Source organism: Microbacterium sp. KU4F (assembly GCF_056868075.1).
On the sequence record NZ_CP200324.1, the window covers coordinates 2,528,609 to 2,547,571 of the forward strand.

Here is an 18,963-nt window from a genome sequence, read left to right on the forward strand (position 1 = left end):
CTCGGTGTTCAAGGGACGCGCGATGCGGCGTTTTCCGGTTCGGAGGCGCGTCAAGAGTCCCTCGAACCGAGTGTGGGTGTCCCTGTCGGTGTTCAAGGGACGCGCGATGCCGCGTTCTCGGGCCGGGAGGCGCATCAAGAGTCCGTCGAACAGGACATGGGGGCCGGTGTCGGCGCGGACGCGACGCGGTCCGGTGTCGCGGGTGTGAAGCGCCGCCGCGGCCTGCCGAGGGTGCCCGGCGGTGAGCCTTGGCCTCCTGCATCCGTCGCTGCGTCGTCCGCGGGCGCCGCCGCGCGAACCACACCGGCGCCGGTGCCTGCACCGGTGCCGCCGACCGTGCCCGATGCGGCCCCTGAGGGCCCCGTCCCTCCCGTTGAAGGGACGCGCGATGTTGCGTTCACGGGCTCCGGGCCGCATCCGGAGCCCCTCGACGCGGATGCGCGGCCCCTCCGGCGCGGGTTGCCGCGCGTCGCGGGCGGCGAGCCGTGGCCTCCGGCGGGACGGATGCGGCCGGCCGCCGCTGCAGCACCCACCGCGAACGCGGGCCCCGGCCCGGACCCGGGCGCCGTCACGAAGCCCGAGTCCGCCGCGAACCCCGGCGCCGTCCCGGGGTCCGAGTCCGCCGCGGCGGAGCGGCCCGCGGCATCCGCCGCCGGATCTGCGCCCGCGGCGAGTGTTCAAGAGACGCCACCTGCGCGGAAATCGGGCGCGGAGCCGCATCCGGAGTCCCCCGAACCGGGGAGTGCGGACATCGAATGGATGCGGGAGCCGCTGCCGTTCACGCCGACCGTCTTTCCCGGACGTGCCGCATTCGAGCGCCCCGCGCCTCGGCGCGAGCCCCGCCGCTACGGTCCGTTCACCGCACTGCAGTGGGTGGGCGCGGGCATCGTGGCCGGCGCAGGGGCGTTGTTCGCGCTCGCGATGGTCGTGTTCGCGACGCGGTGGCTCGTCTCGCTCGAGCCGCTGCGCGACTTCCTCGCGACCTACCCGGGCGAGTACCACCTCCCCGAGAGCGCCCCGGTGGGTCTACCGGCATGGCTGGGGTGGCAGCACTTCCTCAACGCCATCTTCATGCTGCTGATCATCCGGTCGGGCCTGCAGGTGCGGCGCGAGAAGCGGCCGGCGGCGTTCTGGACGCCGCGATGGAACAGCAAGCGCAAGACCAGCCTGACGATCTGGTTCCACCAGTCGCTCGACCTCTTGTGGCTCGTGAACGGGCTCGTGTTCCTCGTGCTCCTGTTCGTGACGGGGCAGTGGATGCGGATCGTGCCGACCAGTTGGGAGGTGCTGCCCAACGCGCTGTCGGCGATGCTGCAGTACGCGTCGCTGGACTGGCCGACCGAGAACGGCTGGGTGAACTACAACAGCCTGCAACAGCTCGCCTACTTCACCACGGTGTTCGTCGCCGCGCCGCTCGCGATTCTCACGGGGGTACGGATGAGCGGGCTGTGGCCGCGCAAGGCGGAGGCCCTGAACCGCGCCTATCCGATCGAGTGGGCGCGCAAGGTGCACTTCCCCGTGATGCTCTTCTTCGTCGCGTTCATCATCGTGCACGTCGCCCTCGTCTTCGCGACCGGTGCGCTGCGCAACCTCAACCACATGTACGCCGCGCAGGGGTCGACGGATCCCACCGCCTACGCGGACAACTGGGTCGGGTTCTGGATCTTCGCCGCTTCCGTGCTCGTGATGGCCGGCGGGTGGATCGCCGCGCGTCCCCTCGTGCTCGCGCCCATCGCGCGACTCTTCGGCACCGTCAGCGCCCGCTGACCCGCATTCGGTTACCGCGCGCACCCCTCCCAACGACCGCGAGACTGCACTTCCCGCACGAGATCACGGTGTTTACCCGTGATCTCGTGACGAAGATGCGGTCTCGCGGACGAGCGGGGCCGGGTCAGCGGGTGAAGCGGACCTCGGTCAGCGTCTCGCCGAGGAACGGCTCGGTGTGCGTCGCGCCGTCGAGGGCGAAACCGTTGCGCGTGTAGAAGCGGTGGGCGCGGGGGTTGTCCTCGGCGACCCACAGGTACAGCCCTTCGCCCTCCTCGACCGCGGCGTCGAAGAGCTTCTGGCCGATTCCGGTGCCGTGCCACGCGTCCAGCAGGTAGATGAAGTACAGCTCGCGCTCGCGCGGGGCATCTTCGTCGCGCGCGGGGCCGGAGCCCACGAAACCCACGATCTCGCCCTCCACGAGCGCGGCTGACATGCGGTAGTCGGGGCCCTGCTCGGCCCAGTGGGTCCAGAGCTCGGCGAGCCTGCGGGGCGAGACGCGCTCCAGTGCGGCCTTGCTGATCAGGTGGTCGTAGGTCTCGTGCCAGCACGTGGCGTGCACGCGACCGAGGGCTTCGGCGTCCACATCGCGTACCGGGCGGACGATCACATCGGTGGTGAGGTCGGCTTCCATGGCCAGACTCTACGCGGGCGGCACGACCGGCGGAAATCGACTGCGCCGGGTCATTGCGGGCCACCAGTGACGAGCCGGATGCGGCCGCCGCCGCTGTCGGGATCGCACAATCGAATCCCGCATCTGCCGGCCCTCTCCTACGATCTGACGTCGTGAACGTGATCTGGCGCACCCTGCTTCTGCTCGCCTCCTCCCGCCGCCGTTACCGTCGCGAAGGCGCGATGGACTCGCTCGGCGTCGGCCGTATCCGGCTGACGACGCTTCCCACCGACCTCGACGTCGTGGGACACATGAACAACGGACGGTACCTGTCGCTGTTCGACCTCGGACGCTTCGACCTGCTCATGCGCACCGGGCTCTGGGACCTCATGCGCGAGCGCGGCTGGTACCCGGTCGTCGCCAACGCGACCATCAGCTACCGCAAGTCGCTGCATCTGTGGCAGCGCTTCGATGTCGAGTCGCGCGTCATCGCCGCCGACGACCGCGCCGTGTACCTCGAGCACCGTGCCGTCGTCGACGGTGAGATCTACGCGCAGCTCATCGCGCGCGGACGTTTCGTGCGCCGCTCGGGCGGCACGGTCGGCCTCGCGGAGCTGTTCGAGGCGCTCGGCCAGGACCCCGCCACCGTGCCGGCTCCCGAGGAGTGGATGCTGCGCTGGGCGGAGGATGTGGCCCTGCCGTCGACGCGTCGCCCCGCCCCCAGCATCTGGCGCTGAACCGGCGCCGCCTGCGGGCTCGTGTCACGCCCGTGGCGCCGCAGGGCCCCGACGTAGGCTGAGCGCATGTCCTCCAGCACCGAGGCGGGGGCGCCACGAGCGCCGCGTCCCGCATCCCTCGCCGACGACGCGGTCACCCTCGCGCGCCGTTGGGTCACCGAAGCCGCCGACGCCCACGCCGACCCCGCCGCGGAACGCCTCGCGGGTGTGCTGCGCGACCCCAACGGGCTCCCGTTCACGATCGGGTTCGTCGACGGTGTCATGCGCCCCGAGAGCCTGTCGGCCGCGGCGGCGAACCTCAGCCGCATCGCCCCGCTCGTGCCGGACTTCCTGCCCTGGTACCTGCGCTCCGCGGTGCGGGTCGGAGGGGCCGTCGCCCCCGCGGTGCCGGCTCCCGTCGTGCCGATCGCCCGCCGTGCCCTCCGCGACATGGTCGGCCACCTCATCGTCGATGCGCGCCCCGAGAAGCTCGGTGCGGCGATCGCCACGCTGCGCGAGGGCGGCGCGAAACTGAACCTCAACCTGCTGGGCGAGGCCGTGCTCGGCGAGAACGAGGCGCGGCGCCGCCTCGACGGCATCCACGAGCTCATCCGCCGACCCGATGTCGACTACGTCTCGGTCAAGGTCTCGGCCATCGCCGGACACATCTCGCTCTGGGCCTTCGACGAGGTCGTGGAGCGCGTCGTCGAGCGTCTGCTGCCCCTCTATCTGAGCGCCGCCGCCGACGGTACCTTCATCAACCTCGACATGGAGGAGTACCGCGACCTCGACCTCACGATCGCGGTGTTCACCCGGATCCTCGAGGATGAGCGGCTCTCGCGGCTCGAGGCGGGCATCGTGCTGCAGGCGTACCTGCCCGATGCGCTTCCGGCTCTGCAGGAGCTGACCGCGTGGGCCCGGCAGCGCGTCGCGGGCGGCGGCTCCGGCATCAAGGTGCGTCTGGTGAAGGGCGCGAACCTCGCGATGGAGCGGGTCGATGCCATCATGCACGGGTGGCCGCAGGCCCCGTACGACACGAAGCTCGACACCGACGCCAACTATCTGCGGTGCCTGGACTGGGCGCTGGATGCCGAACACGCCGCCGCGGTGCGGGTGGGTGTCGCCGGTCACAACCTCTTCGACGTCGCCTACGCGTGGCTCCTCGCCGGAGAGCGCGGCGTGCGCGAGCGCATCGAGTTCGAGATGCTCCTGGGCATGGCCGCAGGTCAAGTCGCCGCGGTCTCGCGCGAGGTGGGCGCCGTGCTCCTGTACGTGCCGGTCGTGCGCCCCGACGAGTTCGACGTGGCGATCAGCTACCTCGTGCGCCGACTCGAGGAGAACGCCTCGAGCGAGAACTTCCTCTCCGCCGCGTTCGATCTCGACACCGATCCGGAGCTGTTCGCGCGGGAGCGTGACCGCTTCCTCGCCTCGATCGAGCGGTCGACGGATGCGGCGCTGCGCACCGGCCCCCGCCGCGGGCAGAACCGCCTGCAGAGCGCGCCGGATGCGGCCGGGTCCGCCATCCTGCGAGACCCCGCACCCACGCAGGAGGTCGCCGGCCTCACCCAGGCCGTGCTCGGCATCGCCGCCGACCGCACCGAACCCGACGCGCACTCCGTGCTGTTCGGCGGCGCGGAGTTCGTCGAGACGGCAGTCTTCTCCCCGCGCGAATCGAACGCCGGCGTGCACGGCGCGCCCGGTTTCCGCCCCGCGGCCGACACCGATCCGGCGCTCCCGGCCAACCGCGAGTGGGCGCAGCGCATCATCGAGCGGATCGAGACCTCGACCGCCGGTGACGCGACCATCGGTGGCGCCCGCGTCGGTGACACCGACACGCTCGAGCGCACGATCGCGCGGGTGCGTGACGCGGCCGCCGGCTGGGGCACGCTGCCCGCGGCCGACCGTGCCGTGGTGCTGCAGGCGGCGGCGCGCTCGCTCGAGGCGCGCCGCGACCTGCTCATCGAAGTCGCCGCATCCGAGACCGGCAAGGTGATCGCCGAGGCCGACGTCGAGGTGAGCGAGGCGGTGGACTTCGCCAACTACTACGCGGCGACCGCGCGCGAGCTGGACCGGGTCGCCGGCGCCGTCTTCGTCCCCGCGCGGCTGACGGTCGTCGCGCCGCCGTGGAACTTCCCGCTCGCGATCCCCGCGGGAGGTGTGCTCGCGGCCCTCGCGGCCGGATCCGGAGTGGTGTTCAAGCCCGCCCCGCAGGCGCGCCGCTCGGCGGCCGTCGTCGCCGAAGCGCTGTGGGATGCGGGCATCCCCCGCGACCTGCTCGCTCTCGTCGACATCGACGAGGGTGCGCTGGGGGAGCAGCTCATCTCCCACCCCGCCGTGGACCGGGTGATCCTCACCGGGTCCTGGGAGACCGCGCAGTTGTTCCGCTCCTGGCGGCCCGACCTTCCGCTGCTGGCCGAGACGAGCGGTAAGAACGCCATCATCGTCATGCCGTCGGCTGATCTCGACCTCGCCGCATCCGATCTCGTCAAGAGCGCGTTCGGGCACGCCGGACAGAAATGCTCCGCCGCATCCCTCGCGATCCTCGTCGGATCGGTGGGACGCTCGGCCCGCTTCGCGCGCCAGCTCGTCGATGCCACGCGCTCCCTCGTGGTCGCATCGCCCGCCGACGCCGCCGCCGAGGTCGGCCCGGTCATCGAGCCGCCGCAGGGCAAGCTGGCGTGGGCGCTGACCACTCTCGACGACGGCGAGAAGTGGCTGGTGGAGCCCGAGCGGATCGACGGGGCGCCGGAGCTGGCGGGGCGACTGTGGCGTCCCGGCATCCGCACCGGCGTCGCGCCGGGGTCGCGCTTCCACCTCGAGGAGTTCTTCGGGCCGGTTCTGGGCATCATGCACGCGTCGTCGTTGGCCGAGGCCATCGAACTGCAGAACGCGGTCGCCTACGGCCTGACGGCGGGCCTTCACACGCAGAACCCCGATGACCTCGCGCTGTGGCTCGACCGCGCCGAAGCGGGCAACCTGTACGTCAACCGAGGCATCACGGGCGCGATCGTGCAGCGCCAGCCGTTCGGCGGATGGAAGCGCTCATCGGTGGGCGCGGGCACGAAGGCCGGCGGCCCGAACTACCTGATCGGCCTCGGCAGCTGGCGACCCACCGCCGCCGCCGGCTCGACCACGCTGCACCTGCGCGGGCTCGACTCGCGCATGACCGCGATCATCGAAGCCGCCCAGCCGTCGCTGGACTACGAACGGTTCGAATGGCTGCGCCGCGCCGCGCTGTCGGATGCCGTCGAGTGGGATCGCGAGTTCGGCCGCATCAAGGATGTGACGGGCCTCGGCGTCGAGCGCAACCTGTTCCGGTACCGCTCGGTCGATGCGGCCGTGCGGGCGACCGCCGGCGCGGAGGTGCAGGAGGTGCTGCGCGTCGCGCTCGCCGCCCTGCGCGCAGGCTCCGCCGCATCCCTCAGCACGGCGACGGGGCTTCCGCCTGCCGTGCGCCGCGCCCTGGGCGAGGCGGGTCTCACGGTGCACGTGGAGACGGACGCGCAGTGGATCGAGCGGCTCACTCGCGCCGAGGCGGATGAGGCCGGTGTCAGCGTGAAGCCGCGCGTCGCGCGGGCACGCCTGGTGGGCCCCGCATCCGAGACCGAGATCCTGCACCGCACCCTCGCCGAGGCGATCGCGGGAGACCCGGATCTGGCCGTCTACGCGAGCCCGGTCACCACGGCCGGGCGCCTCGAGCTGCTGCCGTTCCTGCACGAGCAGGCCATCGCGATCACCGCGCACCGCTTCGGCAACCCCGACGCGTGGAGCGAAGCCGTCATCTGAGGGTCGCCCGGACCGGTCGCCCTGTCATCGCGCCGGCCGGCTTGCGCATCCGTGTCCCGCCGCCGGCATCGTTGTCCCACTTGCTGCAGAAATCAGCCCCGATTCCTGCGGCAAGTGGGACATGCCCTGCAGCAAGTGGGACATGGCGAGTCTGCTGTCGGGCGTCCCGTACCATCCGGCTATGGGGACATGGAGCGGCGAACCGTTCGGTAATGACATGGCGGCGGATTTCGCCTGGGAGCTCGACGGTCGAAGGCGGTGGAACCTCGTGAAGAATGCCCTTCGTGAAGCGGACCGAGGTGCCGGGCAGCTCGACGCCGACACCGCCGCGATCGCGATCGCCGCTGCAGAGGTGGTGGCGCACGGTCTCGGGCATCCGACACAGTCCGACGCCTATACGGAGAGTGTCGAGGCGTTCGTCCATCGAGCACGAAAGCCATCTCGGCGGCTCGTCCGGCTCGCTCAGCGGGCGCTCGCGATGGCGACCTCGGCGGAGGGTGAACTCGCTGAGTTGTGGGCTGAGGGTGACGCGGAGGACTGGGACGCAGCGAATGCGCGCCTCCGTGCTGGACTCGCTTCCTCTTAGCTGGGGTCAGCCCGCCCCCGCATCGATGTCCCACTTGCTGCAGAAATCAGGCCCGATTCCTGCAGCAAGTGGGACATGCGGTGCAGCAAGTGGGACATGCGGTGCAGCAAGTGGGACATGCGGTGCGGGACCGACAGAGGTCAGTCGCGCAGGTCGCGCCGGGTGAGCGGGCGATCCGCGGTGGGCACGGGGCCGGTGTCGGGCGCGATCAGCGCACCCGCATCCGCCGCGGCGGCCTGCGCGAGCACCGCCGGGTCGTCGGACTCGGATGCGGCGGCCGCCTCATCCGCCGCCTCCTGCAGCGCGGACTTCGCCCGAAGCGGCGGTGTGCGGAAGAACAGCGTCAGCACGAAGGCGAGCAGCACGACGCCCAGCGCCACGCGGTAGACCACCGTCGCCGAGTCGTTGAACCCGACGAGGATCGGCGCGGTCAGACGGGGATCTGCGCCGTTGAGGAACGACGTGTCGTTCATGACCGAGCCGTCGAAGCTCTGGTCGTCGTTCTTCGTGGCGAGGGCCTCCTGCACCTGCGGTACGGCCTGAGCGACGAACGCCTCGCGAGCGGCCTCGTTCGAGAGATCGACGGATGCGGCACTCGCCGCCTGCTGCAGGTTCGCGACGATCGGGTCGTAGATCGTCTTCATGATCGCCGCGTTCTCGGGCGCCTGGGTGACGGCGGGGTCGAGCGCCGCCTCCAGCGCGTTCGTCACGGTCTCCTCGTCGGCGAACGAGCTCTGGATGTTGGAGGGCACCAGCGTGAACAGGAGCGAGAGGAGCACGGCGGTGCCGAGGGTGCCACCGATCTGGCGGAAGAAGGTCGACGCGCTCGTGGCCACACCCATGTCGCGCAGCCCGACGGAGTTCTGGCTGGCGATCGTCAGCGTCTGCATGAGCTGGCCGAGGCCCAGACCGAGCAGCAGCATGGCGCCGGCGAGGAACCAGTATGAGCTGTCGACGCGGAGGAAGGTCAGAAGCACGTATCCGCCGGAGAGGAACAGCGTGCCGAGGATCGGGAACATGCGGTACCGGCCGGTGCGCGCGATGATCTGGCCGCTCGCGATCGAGGCGATCATGAGTCCGAGGATCATCGGCAGCATCTGGAAGCCGCTCTCGGTGGGCGTCGCGCCCAGGACGAGCTGCAGATACAGCGGCAACGTCAGCATCGCGCCGAACATGCCGAAGCCCACGAGCACGCCGATGACGGTCGCCATCGAGAACGTCGACGAGTGGAACAGGCTCAGCGGGATGAGCGCATCTGTCTTCATGGCGCGCTCGACGAACACGAACGCGACAGCGCCCAGCGCACCCACGACGTAGCAGGCGATGGCGATGGGCGAGTCCCAGCCCCACTCGCGGCCCTGTTCGGCCACCAGCAGCAGGGGCACGAGGGCGACCACGACGAGCGCCGCACCCCACCAGTCGATGCGGACGGACTCGCGGGGGTGGTGCGGGATGTGCAGGAAGCGCACGACGATGAACAGGGCGATGATGCCGATCGGCACGTTGATGAGGAAGACCCAGCGCCATCCCGCGATCCACAGGATCTGGTTCGCGCCGGAGAAGAGTCCGCCGACGAGAGGGCCGATGACACTCGAGATTCCGAAGACGGCGAGGAAGTAGCCCTGGTACTTGGCTCGCTCACGCGGCGCCAGGATGTCGCCCATGATCGCGAGCGGCATCGACATGAGCCCGCCCGCGCCGAGACCCTGCACGGCGCGGAAGGCGGCGAGCTGAACCATGTCGGTCGAGAAGCTCGCGAGCACGGAGCCGACGATGAACACGATGATCGCGAAGAGGAACAGGGGGCGGCGGCCGAAGATGTCGGAGAGCTTGCCGTAGATGGGCGTGGCGATCGTCGAGACGATCAGGTAGGCCGTCGTCACCCATGCCTGCAGGCTCAGCCCGTGCAGGTCGTCGCCGATCGTGCGGATCGCCGTGCCGACGATCGTCTGGTCGAGCGCGGAGAGGAACATGCCGGCCATGAGGCCGAAGATCACCAGCAGGATGGCGCGGTGCGTCATCACGGGCTGGTCGGTGCGCGCAGTCTCGGACATGGAGCCTCCGGTGGGACGAGGCGGAAAAAGTTGACTATCCGCAACTATCGGACGTCTGATCATAGACCCGCTCCGTGACTGCGGAGCGCCGGCGACGGGCTGCCTCGCAGGCCGCGCGGCGGAATCGCGCCAGTACAACGTTGTACAGTGAGCGGATGGGGGAGCGATGACACCGACACTGCACGACGTCGCCCGTCTCGCCGGGGTCTCGATCAAGACCGTCTCGAACGTGATCAACCATCACCCGAACGTGCGTCCCGCCACGCGCGAGCGCGTCGAGCAGGCGATCGCGGAGCTCGACTACACCCCTAATCTGACTGCCCGGAACCTGCGCAGCGGGCGCACAGGTGCGTTCGCGCTCGCCGTCCCGGACCTGGGGCTGAGCTATTTCGCCGAGCTCGCCGCGACCATCATCCAGCAGGCGGAGAGTCGCGGGGTCGGCGTGCTGGTCGAACAGACCGGCGGCGACCGCGAGCGTGAGATCGAGCTCTTGCGCTCGCCTCGGCGCGGCCTCACCGACGGGCTCATCTTCAGCCCCTTGGGCATGGGGCAGGAGGATGTGGCGCACCTCGACGTGCCCTATCCGCTCGTGCTGCTGGGCGAGCGCATCTTCGACGGGCCGAGCGATCACGTCACGATGCAGAACGTGGCGGCCGCGCGCGCGGCGACCGAGTATCTGCTGGCGCAGGGGCGGCGCAGGATCGCCGTCGTCGGCGCCCACGCGGGCGAGGTCATCGGCTCGGCGGGCCTCCGGCTGGCGGGGTACCGCGAGGCCCTGGATGCGGCGAGCATCGCCTACGACGACACGCTGGTCGGGTACACCACGATGTGGCACCGCGCGAACGGCGCGGAGACCATGAGAGAGCTCCTCGATCGCGGCGTCGCGTTCGACGCCGTGTTCGGGCTGAACGACACCCTTGCGCTCGGTGCGATGCGGGCCCTGCAGGAATCCGGCCTGCGGGTTCCCGACGATGTGTGGGTCGTGGGCTTCGACGATCTCGACGAGGCGCAGTACTCGATCCCTTCGCTGGCAACGATCGATCCGGGGCAGGACTGGATTGCGCGCACGGCGGTCGAGACGCTGCTCGCGCGCATTGCGAGCCCCGGTGAGCAGGGCCCGGCGCGGCGGCTGCTGGCCGACTTCCGCCTCGTGCGGCGGGAATCGGCGCCCGGCGACGCGCCGCGCGACTGACCTCTTGACACAGTCGGCCGCCGCGCGGCATCATGAATTTACAACGTTTACTTACAACGTTGTAAAGCGGGTGCAGCGTGGCACGGGAAGATGCCGGGCTGACCGCATCCACTGACGCGAGACACAGAAGTCCGCACCGCGAGAGGAAGCACACAGCCCCATGAAGAACAGACTCATCGCCGGCTTCGGCGTCGTCGCCGTGGCCGCCGCGGCGCTCACCGGATGCGCGGCATCCGGCTCCGCCGAGGCATCGTGCACGAACAAGATCCTCAAGCCCGACGCCACGCAGGTCTCGGTGTGGGCATGGTACCCGTCCTTCGAGGACGTCGTCGATCTGTTCAACGAGAACCACGACGACGTCCAGATCTGCTGGACCAATGCCGGTCAGGGCAACGACGAGTACACGAAGTTCTCGACCTCGATCGAGTCCGGTTCGGGCGCTCCCGACGTCATCATGCTGGAGGCGGAGGTGCTCTCGAGCTTCTCCATCCGCGACGCGCTCGTCGACCTTTCGCAGTACGGCGCAGCCGACGTCAAGGCGAACTACACGGACGGTGCGTGGAAAGACGTCTCCAGCGGTGACGCCGTCTACGCGATCCCGGTCGACGGCGGCCCGATGGGCATGCTCTACCGCAAGGACATCCTCGACAAGTACGGCATCGCAGCGCCGACGACGTGGGCGGAGTTCGCGGACGCCGCGCAGAAGCTGAAGGATGCCGGAGCCCCGGGCGTCCTGGCCAACTTCCCGCCCAACGGCCGCGCCTTCACGCAGGCGCTGTTCGCGCAGGCGGGTTCCACGCCGTTCCAGTACGACAGCGCGTCGCCGCAGGACATCTCGATCGACGTCAACGACGCGGGCTCCAAGAAGGTGCTCTCGTACTGGCAGGACCTCGCCACCAAGGGGCTGGTCGCCGTCGATGAGGCCTTCACCGCGGACTACAACACGAAGCTGGTGGACGGGTCGTACGCGATCTACGTCGCCGCGGCATGGGGCCCCGGTTACCTCCAGGGTCTCGAGGGCACCGACGAGAGCGCCCAGTGGCGCGCAGCGCCCATCCCGCAGTGGGATGCGGCCCAGCCGGTGCAGGTCAACTGGGGCGGTTCGACCTTCGCGGTCACCAGCCAGGCCAAGGACAAGGAGGCGGCCGCCACCGTGGCCAAGGAGATCTTCGGCACCGAGGAGGCCTGGAAGATCGGTATCGAGAAGGCGGCCCTGTTCCCGCTGTGGAAGCCCATCCTGGAGTCGGACTACTTCCGCGACCTCGAGTACCCCTTCTTCGGCGGGCAGCAGATCAACAAGGAGGTCTTCCTCCCCGCGGCGGCCGGCTACAGCGGATTCACCTTCAGCCCGTTCCAGAACTACGCCTACGACCAGCTGCAGCAGCAGGTGACCGCGGTCGTCGTGGACAAGTCGAAGGATGCCGCTCCCGCACTCGACGATCTCCAGACGACGCTCGAGCAGTACGCGAAGGATCAGGGCTTCACGCTCGGCTGATCGACCGGTGGGCCGGCCGCGTGCCGGCCCACCGCATCCGCCCGTTCGTCCACGCCCGCAGGGAGCTCTCATGTCCACGCACGCCATCGCCGCGCCTCGACGCGCCAGCGGTCACGTCCGCCGCCAACGCGTCGGCTGGCTCTTCATCGCCCCGTTCCTCGTCGTCTTCGCCGCCTTCCTCGTGTTCCCGCTGATCTACGCGTTCGGGATGAGCCTGTTCAGCTCCACGCTGGCCACCGGTACGAAGTTCGTCGGCATCGACAACTACCTGAAGGCTTTCACCGATCCGCTGTTCCTCGGCGGGCTGGGACGCGTCGCGCTGTATGCCATCGTCATGATCCCGGCGCAGCTGCTGGTCGCTCTGGTGGCGGCCCTCGTCCTCGACAACCTCGCGACCTGGCTCTCCAAGCTCTCGCGGCTGCTGATCTTCGCCCCGTACGCGATCCCCGTGGTCATCGGCGCGCTGATGTGGAGCTTCCTCTACAGCCCTCGCTTCGGCCCGGCAGGGACCATCTTCGGATTGTTCGGAATGGATGCGCCGAACTTCCTTGCGAGCGACACGATCTTCGGCAGCCTCGTGAACGTCGTCACGTGGCAGTGGTCCGGCTACTACATGATCGTCATCTACGCCGCCCTGCGCTCGATCGACCCCGCCATCTACGAGGCGGCACGCATCGACGGCGCGAGCGGCTGGCAGATCGCGACCCGCATCAAGGTGCCGATGATCTCGTCCTCGATGGTCATGGTGATCACGTTCGCGCTGATCGGCACCCTGCAGTTCTTCACGGAACCGACGGTGCTGAGATCGATCGCGTCCGGGGCCCTTCCCGCGGAGTACACCCCCAACATGTACGCCTACGCGCTGGCCTTCAGCTACAGCCAGTTCAACTACGCCTCGACCATCGCGTTCTCCCTCGCGATCGTCGTCTTCATCGGATCGTTCGGGTTTCTGTTCCTGACGCGCAAGCAGAGCGGACTGAAGTGATGGCCATTCCCACTGCCGTGACAGACCACACCCGGGCCGTCGTGACCGCAGGCACCCCGCGACTCGACCGCGCCGCGCGTCGCGATGCCCGGCGCCACCGCACCCGGATGCAGGGTGGACGGCGCATCGGCTCGCACGTCCTGCTGCTGATCCTCGCCCTGTACTTCGTCATCCCGATCTGGTGGCTGTTCGTCGCGTCGACCAAGAGCACCGGCGGCCTCTTCTCCAGCCCCGCCTTCTGGTTCGACGATCCCGCCCAGTTCTTCACGAACCTGGCGGGCCTGTTCGAGCACCAGGGCGGTATCTACTGGAGGTGGCTCGGCAACTCGTTCCTCTACGCGTTCGTGTCGGGTCTCGGAGCGACGGTGGTCGCGGTGCTCGCAGGCTACGGATTCGCGAAGTACCGCTTCCGCGGGCGCGGGTTCGTCTTCGGCATGATCCTCGGCTCGGTCATGGTGCCGCTCACGGCCCTGGTCATCCCCCAGTTCATGCTGCTCAGCCAGTACGGGCTCGTGAACACCGGCTGGGCCGTCATCCTGCCCTCGCTGCTGAATCCCTTCGGCGTCTACCTCATGCGCGTGTACACGCAGGACACCGTGCCGGACGAGCTGCTGGAGGCGGCGCGCATCGACGGTGCGGGGGAGTGGCGCACCTTCACTCGGATCGTGCTGCCGCTGCTGCGCCCCGCGATCGTCACAGTGCTCCTGCTGTCGATCGTCGGCACCTGGAACAACTTCTTCCTGCCGCTGGCGATGCTCACCAACCCTGACACCCTGCCGGTGACGGTGGGCCTCAACCGCTGGCTCGCCCTCTCCAACGCCGGCGCGGGCGGCGAGCAGGTGTGGAACCTCATCACCTCCGGCGCGTTCATCTCGGTGCTGCCGCTGCTGCTGTCGTTCCTGCTGCTGCAGCGCTACTGGCAGGGCGGCTTGACCCTCGGCAGCGTCAAGTGACCGCATCCGACAGCGAACCGACCCCGACCTCCTCGACAGAAAGCACATCCATGCCCTCTGCACGCCTCACCCTCGACCCCGCGTTCGCGATCGGGCCGATCCGCCGCAAGATCTTCGGCGGGTTCGTCGAGCATCTCGGCCGGCACGTCTACGACGGCATCTACGAACCCGGTCACCCCACCGCGGATGCGGACGGGTTCCGCCAGGACGTCATCGAACTGGTGAAGGAGCTCGGCGTCGACACCATCCGTTACCCCGGAGGCAACTTCGTCTCGGGCTTTCGCTGGGAGGACTCGGTCGGTCCCCGCGAACAGCGCCCGCGCCGGCTCGACCTGGCCTGGCACTCCACGGAGACCAACGAGGTCGGGCTGCACGAGTTCTCCTCGTGGTTGGAGAAGGTCGGCAGCGACCTGATGATGGCGGTCAACCTCGGCACACGCGGCACGCTCGAGGCGCTCGACCTGCTCGAGTACTCCAACATCCGCTCCGGCACCGCCCTCAGCGAACAGCGCATCGCCAACGGGCGCACCGAGCCCTTCGATGTGCGGATGTGGTGCCTGGGCAACGAGATGGACGGACCCTGGCAGCTCGGCCACCGCTCGGCCGACGACTACGGCAAGATCGCCTCGCAGACCGCGAAGGGGATGCGCCAGCTCGACCCCGACATCCAGCTCGTGGTGTGCGGCTCCTCCAGCGCGCACATGCCGACCTTCGGCGAATGGGAGCGCGTTGTGCTCACGCACACGTACGACGACGTCGATCTCATCTCGTGTCACGCGTATTACGAGGAGCGCGGCGGAGATCTCGGCAGCTTCCTCGCATCCGCGGTCGACATGGACGGCTTTATCGAGACGGTCGTCGCCACGGCGGACCACGTCGGGGCGGTGCGGGGATCGAGCAAGCGCATCGACATCTCGTTCGACGAATGGAACGTCTGGTACATCGACCGCTTCCACGGCGTCGACAAGATCACCGGCATCGACAACTGGCCGATCGCCCCCCGTCTGCTCGAAGACATCTACTCCGTGGCCGATGCGGTCGTGTTCGGCAACCTGATGATCTCGCTCCTCAAGCACGCCGACCGTGTCGCGAGCGCCTCGCTCGCGCAGCTGGTGAATGTCATCGCCCCGATCATGACCGAGCCGGGCGGTATCGCCTGGCGTCAGAGCACGTTCTATCCCTTCTCGATCACGTCCCGACTCGCGCGGGGCGAGGCGCTGCGACTCAAGCTGGACGCCCCGACGTACCTGACGGAGGCGTACGGCGAGGTTCCCCTCATCGACGCCGTGGCCACCCACGACGCCGACGGCGGACGCAGCGCCGTGTTCCTCGTCAACCGGTCGACGACCGAGTCGATCGAGGTCTCGGTGGACGTCTCCGCGCTCGGAGAGGTGGGTGTGCTCGAGGCGCACACCCTGTCGGATGACGATGTGTACGCGAAGAACACGCTCGAGGCACCCGAGCGCGTCGCGCCACGGGCGAACGACTCGGTCGCCCTCGCCGACGGCGTGCTCACGGTCTCGCTGCCGCCGGTCTCGTGGAGTGCGATCGCCCTCGGCTGACGCTTCCGCCTGGGGAGGCGGAGGAGTGGCGGCGGGGGGAGCGAACGCGCGCGGGCACCTCCTCCGCTCGCCGCGCTCGTCCCCTCGCCGCCGGGTGATCAGGCGTCGATGCCCACCGAGAACGACAGGCGCTCGACCTCGTCCGCGCTCAGCTGCAGATCGGCCGCCTTCGCGCTGTCGGTGATGGATGCGGCACGCCGCGCGCCCGGGATCGGGATCACGGTGTCGGCGAGGGCGAGCTCCCAGGCGAGCACGACCTGCTGCGGGCTGACGCCGTGTGCCTCGCCGACCTCAGAGAACACGCGGAAGCGCTCGCCGACCGAGCGTCCGCCGCCGCCGGTGCCGCCGAGCGGGCTCCAGGGGAGGAACGCGAGTCCCGCATCCGCGCAGTAGGTCAGCTCCTTGTAGCTGCCGGGGTGGCGCGGCGAGAACTCGTTCTGCACGCTGACGAGCGCGTCGCCGAGCACCTCCTGGGCGATCTGGATCTCCTCGATGCTCGCGTTCGAGATGCCCAGGGCCCGCACCTTGCCCTCGTCGTGCAGCGTCTTGAGGTTCTGCATGATCTCGCCGTAGACGATCCACCGGTCGGGGCGGTGGTACTGGTACAGGTCGATGACATCGGTGCCGAGGCGGCGCAGCGACGACTCGACGGCGCCGCGCAGGTAGGGGAGCGAGCCGTCGCGGCCGAAGTCCTTCTGCTCGGTGCGGGTGATGCCGCCCTTCGTCGTCACCACGATCGACGACCTGTCGCCGCCCCAGGATGCGAGGGCCTCGGCGACGAGCTCCTCGTTGTGCCCCATCGCGTCCCAGCTCGGGGCGTAGATGTCGGCCGTGTCGATGAGCGTCACGCCGGCGTCGAGAGCCGCGTGCACGGTCGCGATCGCGCTCTGCCGGTCGGGGAGCTCGTTGTCGTTGTTCATCGAGAGAGGCATGGCTCCGAGGCCGATGGCCGAGACGGAGAACGGTCCGAGGGTGCGCTGCTTCATGGGTCTCCTTCGACAGGGGGTGTGTTCTCCAGACTGGCACGACCGCATCCGGGAACGCGCTTCCGGTCGTGATCCGGATCATCGTGCGAGAATGTCATCCGGCGTGCCCGTGTCGCCGGCTCTCTGACAGCTCCGCCGGGCCCCAGGACAGCGTCCGCCGTGTGTCGAAGGAGCTGAATGTCCACCGCATCTGTGCCCTCATCCCGTATCGCCCAGCGTCGCAGCTACCTGATGTGCCGTCCCGAGCACTTCACGGTCAGCTACTCCATCAATCCGTGGATGCGGCCTGCCGACCCGACCGACACGGCCAAGGCCGTCGCGCAGTGGCAGACGCTGTACGACGCCTACGTCGCGCTCGGCCACGAGGTGCGCCTCATCGACGGCGTGCCCGGGCTTCCCGACATGGTCTACACCGCCAACGGCGGCTTCGTCATCGACGGTGTCGCGTACGGCCCGAAGTTCCGCTTCGCCGAGCGCGCGGGCGAGGCGGAGCCGTTCATGGACTGGTTCGCCGCCAACGGGTTCCGCGTCGCCCGCCCCGAGGAGGTCAACGAGGGCGAGGGCGACTTCCTGCTGGTCGGGAACACGATCCTCGCCGGCACCGGCTTCCGCTCCACCGGCGACAGTCACCGCGAGGTCGGGGAGGTGTTCGACCGCGAGGTCGTCTCGCTCACGCTCGTGGACCCGCGCTTCTACCACCTCGACACCGCGATCGCCGTGCTGGACCCTGTCGAGGGCCCCGGCGGCGTCGAGAAGGCGAACATCGCCTACCTTCCCGGCGCGTTCGACGAGGAGAGCCAGAAGATCCTCGCCGAGCGCTACCCCGACGCCATCCGCGTCTCGGATGCGGACGGCGACGTCTTCGGGCTCAATTCGGCCAGCGACGGCTACAACGTGTTCATCTCGCCCCGCGCCAAGGGATTCGAGGCGCAGCTGCGTGAGCGCGGCTACAACCCCGTGCTGATCGATCTGTCCGAGCTGCTGCTCGGCGGCGGCGGCATCAAATGCTGCACGCTCGAACTGCGCCGATGACGTCGATGAAGGAGACCGACATGTCCGTGCTCGACACCACCACGAGCGACATCATCACGGCCGAGGACGCGCACCTCGCCCACAACTATCACCCGTTGCCGGTCGTCATCTCCCGCGCCGAGGGGTCGTGGGTCACCGACGTGGAGGGCAAGCGCTACCTCGACCTGCTGTCGGCGTACTCCGCCCTCAACTTCGGGCACCTGCATCCGGCGATCGTGGCGGTCGCGCAGGAGCAGCTCACGCGTCTCACCCTCACCAGCCGGGCGTACCACAACGACCAGTTGGGCGTCTTCGCGTCAGCGCTCGCGGAGCTCTGCGGCAAGGACCTCGTGCTCCCCATGAACACGGGCGCCGAGGCGGTCGAGACGGCCATCAAGGTCGCCCGCGCGTGGGCGTACCGCGTGAAGGGTGTGCCGGCCGGCGCGGCCGAGATCGTCGTGGCGGGCGGCAACTTCCACGGCCGCACGACGACCATCGTCGGCTTCAGCGACGACTCCGAAGCGCGCGGAGACTTCGGACCGTTCACGCCCGGCTTCGTCACCGTGCCGTTCGGCGATGCGGACGCCCTCGCGGCGGCCATCACCGACCACACCGCGGCCGTGCTGATCGAGCCGATCCAGGGCGAGGCCGGTGTCATCGTGCCTCCCGCGGGGTACCTCGCCGCCGTGCGCGAGATCTGCACCCGCCGCGGCGTGCTGTTCATCGCCGACGAGATCCAGTCGGGCCTCGGCCGCACGGGATACACGTTCGCGTGCGAGCGCGAGGGTGTCGTGCCCGACATGTACGTGCTCGGCAAGGCGCTCGGCGGCGGCATCCTTCCCGTGTCCGCCGTCGCCGCCGACGCGGCGGTGCTGGGCGTCATCCGTCCCGGCGAGCACGGCTCGACGTTCGGCGGCAACCCACTGGCGGCGGCCGTCGGTCACCGCGTGGTCGAGATGCTCGCCACGGGCGAGTTCCAGCAGCGCGCGAAGGCGCTCGGCGAGCACCTCGAGGCACGTCTGAACGACCTCGTCGGTCACGGCGTGACGGCGGTGCGTGTGGCGGGGCTGTGGGCGGGCGTGGACATCGACCCCGCGCAGGGCACCGCGCGCGAGATCGCCGAGCGGCTGCTCGGGCGCGGCGTGCTCGTGAAGGACACCCACGGACAGACCATCCGCATTGCGCCGCCGCTCGTGGTGCGCGCGACGGAGTTGGACTGGGCGATCGAGCAGCTGAAGCTCGTCCTCACCGCCTGACGCG

The 18,963-nt window shown here is 69.4% G+C and carries 14 protein-coding genes; 11 read left to right on the plus strand and 3 right to left on the minus strand.

Going from position 1 to position 18,963, the window contains the following annotated elements:
* Positions 1-312 precede the first annotated feature (312 nt).
* On the plus strand, positions 313-1,767 hold the full coding sequence (locus AC1VNH_RS12890; protein ID WP_483111801.1) for a cytochrome b/b6 domain-containing protein: 1,455 nt from the start codon (positions 313-315) through the stop codon (positions 1,765-1,767).
* Between the two features lie 124 nt (positions 1,768-1,891).
* Here the strand turns inward: AC1VNH_RS12890 and AC1VNH_RS12895 are convergent, their stop codons facing one another.
* Complete coding sequence (locus tag AC1VNH_RS12895) at positions 1,892-2,398, minus strand: GNAT family N-acetyltransferase (protein WP_243226628.1); 507 nt, start codon at positions 2,396-2,398, stop codon at positions 1,892-1,894.
* 152 nt (positions 2,399-2,550) lie between these two features.
* On the opposite strand from AC1VNH_RS12895, the gene AC1VNH_RS12900 reads away from it, so the two are divergent.
* From AC1VNH_RS12900 to AC1VNH_RS12910, 3 genes are all read left to right on the plus strand, one after another.
* Positions 2,551-3,114, plus strand: coding sequence for an acyl-CoA thioesterase (locus tag AC1VNH_RS12900; RefSeq protein ID WP_137418857.1), 564 nt, complete (start codon positions 2,551-2,553; stop codon positions 3,112-3,114).
* Between the two features lie 66 nt (positions 3,115-3,180).
* Entirely contained in the window at positions 3,181-6,879 is a 3,699-nt protein-coding gene (locus AC1VNH_RS12905; protein WP_483111803.1) for a bifunctional proline dehydrogenase/L-glutamate gamma-semialdehyde dehydrogenase, read from the plus strand.
* 181 nt (positions 6,880-7,060) lie between these two features.
* Entirely contained in the window at positions 7,061-7,465 is a 405-nt protein-coding gene (locus AC1VNH_RS12910) for a DUF4259 domain-containing protein (protein ID WP_483111805.1), read from the plus strand.
* Positions 7,466-7,605: 140 nt separating this feature from the next.
* Here AC1VNH_RS12910 and AC1VNH_RS12915 read toward each other — a convergent pair whose 3' ends face one another.
* Positions 7,606-9,519 (minus strand): MDR family MFS transporter, encoded by a 1,914-nt coding sequence (locus AC1VNH_RS12915; protein WP_483111806.1) that lies wholly within the window; start codon positions 9,517-9,519, stop codon positions 7,606-7,608.
* Between the two features lie 166 nt (positions 9,520-9,685).
* Here AC1VNH_RS12915 and AC1VNH_RS12920 point away from each other — a divergent pair, with 166 nt between their 5' ends.
* From AC1VNH_RS12920 to arfA, 5 genes are all read left to right on the plus strand, one after another.
* Positions 9,686-10,711 (plus strand): LacI family DNA-binding transcriptional regulator, encoded by a 1,026-nt coding sequence (locus AC1VNH_RS12920; protein WP_483111807.1) that lies wholly within the window; start codon positions 9,686-9,688, stop codon positions 10,709-10,711.
* Positions 10,712-10,871: 160 nt separating this feature from the next.
* The gene (locus tag AC1VNH_RS12925; RefSeq protein ID WP_483111808.1) at positions 10,872-12,206 is read left to right on the plus strand and encodes an ABC transporter substrate-binding protein; all 1,335 of its coding nucleotides are present in this window, start codon (positions 10,872-10,874) and stop codon (positions 12,204-12,206) included.
* A gap of 70 nt (positions 12,207-12,276) precedes the next feature.
* The gene (locus AC1VNH_RS12930; RefSeq protein ID WP_483111809.1) at positions 12,277-13,191 is read left to right on the plus strand and encodes a carbohydrate ABC transporter permease; all 915 of its coding nucleotides are present in this window, start codon (positions 12,277-12,279) and stop codon (positions 13,189-13,191) included.
* Positions 13,191-14,144: a carbohydrate ABC transporter permease gene (locus tag AC1VNH_RS12935; protein ID WP_483111810.1), complete on the plus strand. Its 954-nt coding sequence runs from the start codon at positions 13,191-13,193 to the stop codon at positions 14,142-14,144. The genes AC1VNH_RS12930 and AC1VNH_RS12935 overlap by 1 nt, the downstream gene beginning before the upstream one ends.
* Before the next feature lie 50 nt (positions 14,145-14,194).
* Positions 14,195-15,706, plus strand: coding sequence for an arabinosylfuranosidase ArfA (gene arfA / locus AC1VNH_RS12940; protein ID WP_483111811.1), 1,512 nt, complete (start codon positions 14,195-14,197; stop codon positions 15,704-15,706).
* Positions 15,707-15,804: 98 nt separating this feature from the next.
* On the opposite strand, the gene AC1VNH_RS12945 is transcribed toward arfA, so the two are convergent.
* Entirely contained in the window at positions 15,805-16,692 is an 888-nt protein-coding gene (locus tag AC1VNH_RS12945) for an aldo/keto reductase (protein ID WP_483111812.1), read from the minus strand.
* 177 nt (positions 16,693-16,869) lie between these two features.
* Between AC1VNH_RS12945 and ddaH the strand changes: the two genes are divergently transcribed.
* The gene (gene ddaH, locus AC1VNH_RS12950; protein WP_344230919.1) at positions 16,870-17,724 is read left to right on the plus strand and encodes a dimethylargininase; all 855 of its coding nucleotides are present in this window, start codon (positions 16,870-16,872) and stop codon (positions 17,722-17,724) included.
* Positions 17,725-17,744: 20 nt separating this feature from the next.
* Positions 17,745-18,959, plus strand: a complete 1,215-nt coding sequence (rocD, locus tag AC1VNH_RS12955; protein ID WP_483111814.1) for an ornithine--oxo-acid transaminase — start codon at positions 17,745-17,747, stop codon at positions 18,957-18,959.
* The last annotated feature ends 4 nt before the right edge of the window (positions 18,960-18,963 follow it).

What these genes read in the sequence shown, in the direction of transcription:
- AC1VNH_RS12935 (WP_483111810.1), top strand. Translation starts at nt 13,191, where the DNA reads ATGGCCATTCCCACTGCCGTGACAGACCACACCCGGGCCGTCGTGACC.
- AC1VNH_RS12915 (WP_483111806.1), bottom strand. Translation starts at nt 9,519, where the DNA reads ATGTCCGAGACTGCGCGCACCGACCAGCCCGTGATGACGCACCGCGCC.
- AC1VNH_RS12895 (WP_243226628.1), bottom strand. Translation starts at nt 2,398, where the DNA reads ATGGAAGCCGACCTCACCACCGATGTGATCGTCCGCCCGGTACGCGAT.
- ddaH (WP_344230919.1), top strand. Translation starts at nt 16,870, where the DNA reads ATGTCCACCGCATCTGTGCCCTCATCCCGTATCGCCCAGCGTCGCAGC.
- AC1VNH_RS12910 (WP_483111805.1), top strand. Translation starts at nt 7,061, where the DNA reads ATGGGGACATGGAGCGGCGAACCGTTCGGTAATGACATGGCGGCGGAT.
- arfA (WP_483111811.1), top strand. Translation starts at nt 14,195, where the DNA reads ATGCCCTCTGCACGCCTCACCCTCGACCCCGCGTTCGCGATCGGGCCG.
- AC1VNH_RS12930 (WP_483111809.1), top strand. Translation starts at nt 12,277, where the DNA reads ATGTCCACGCACGCCATCGCCGCGCCTCGACGCGCCAGCGGTCACGTC.
- rocD (WP_483111814.1), top strand. Translation starts at nt 17,745, where the DNA reads ATGTCCGTGCTCGACACCACCACGAGCGACATCATCACGGCCGAGGAC.
- AC1VNH_RS12920 (WP_483111807.1), top strand. Translation starts at nt 9,686, where the DNA reads ATGACACCGACACTGCACGACGTCGCCCGTCTCGCCGGGGTCTCGATC.
- AC1VNH_RS12925 (WP_483111808.1), top strand. Translation starts at nt 10,872, where the DNA reads ATGAAGAACAGACTCATCGCCGGCTTCGGCGTCGTCGCCGTGGCCGCC.
- AC1VNH_RS12905 (WP_483111803.1), top strand. Translation starts at nt 3,181, where the DNA reads ATGTCCTCCAGCACCGAGGCGGGGGCGCCACGAGCGCCGCGTCCCGCA.
- AC1VNH_RS12945 (WP_483111812.1), bottom strand. Translation starts at nt 16,692, where the DNA reads ATGAAGCAGCGCACCCTCGGACCGTTCTCCGTCTCGGCCATCGGCCTC.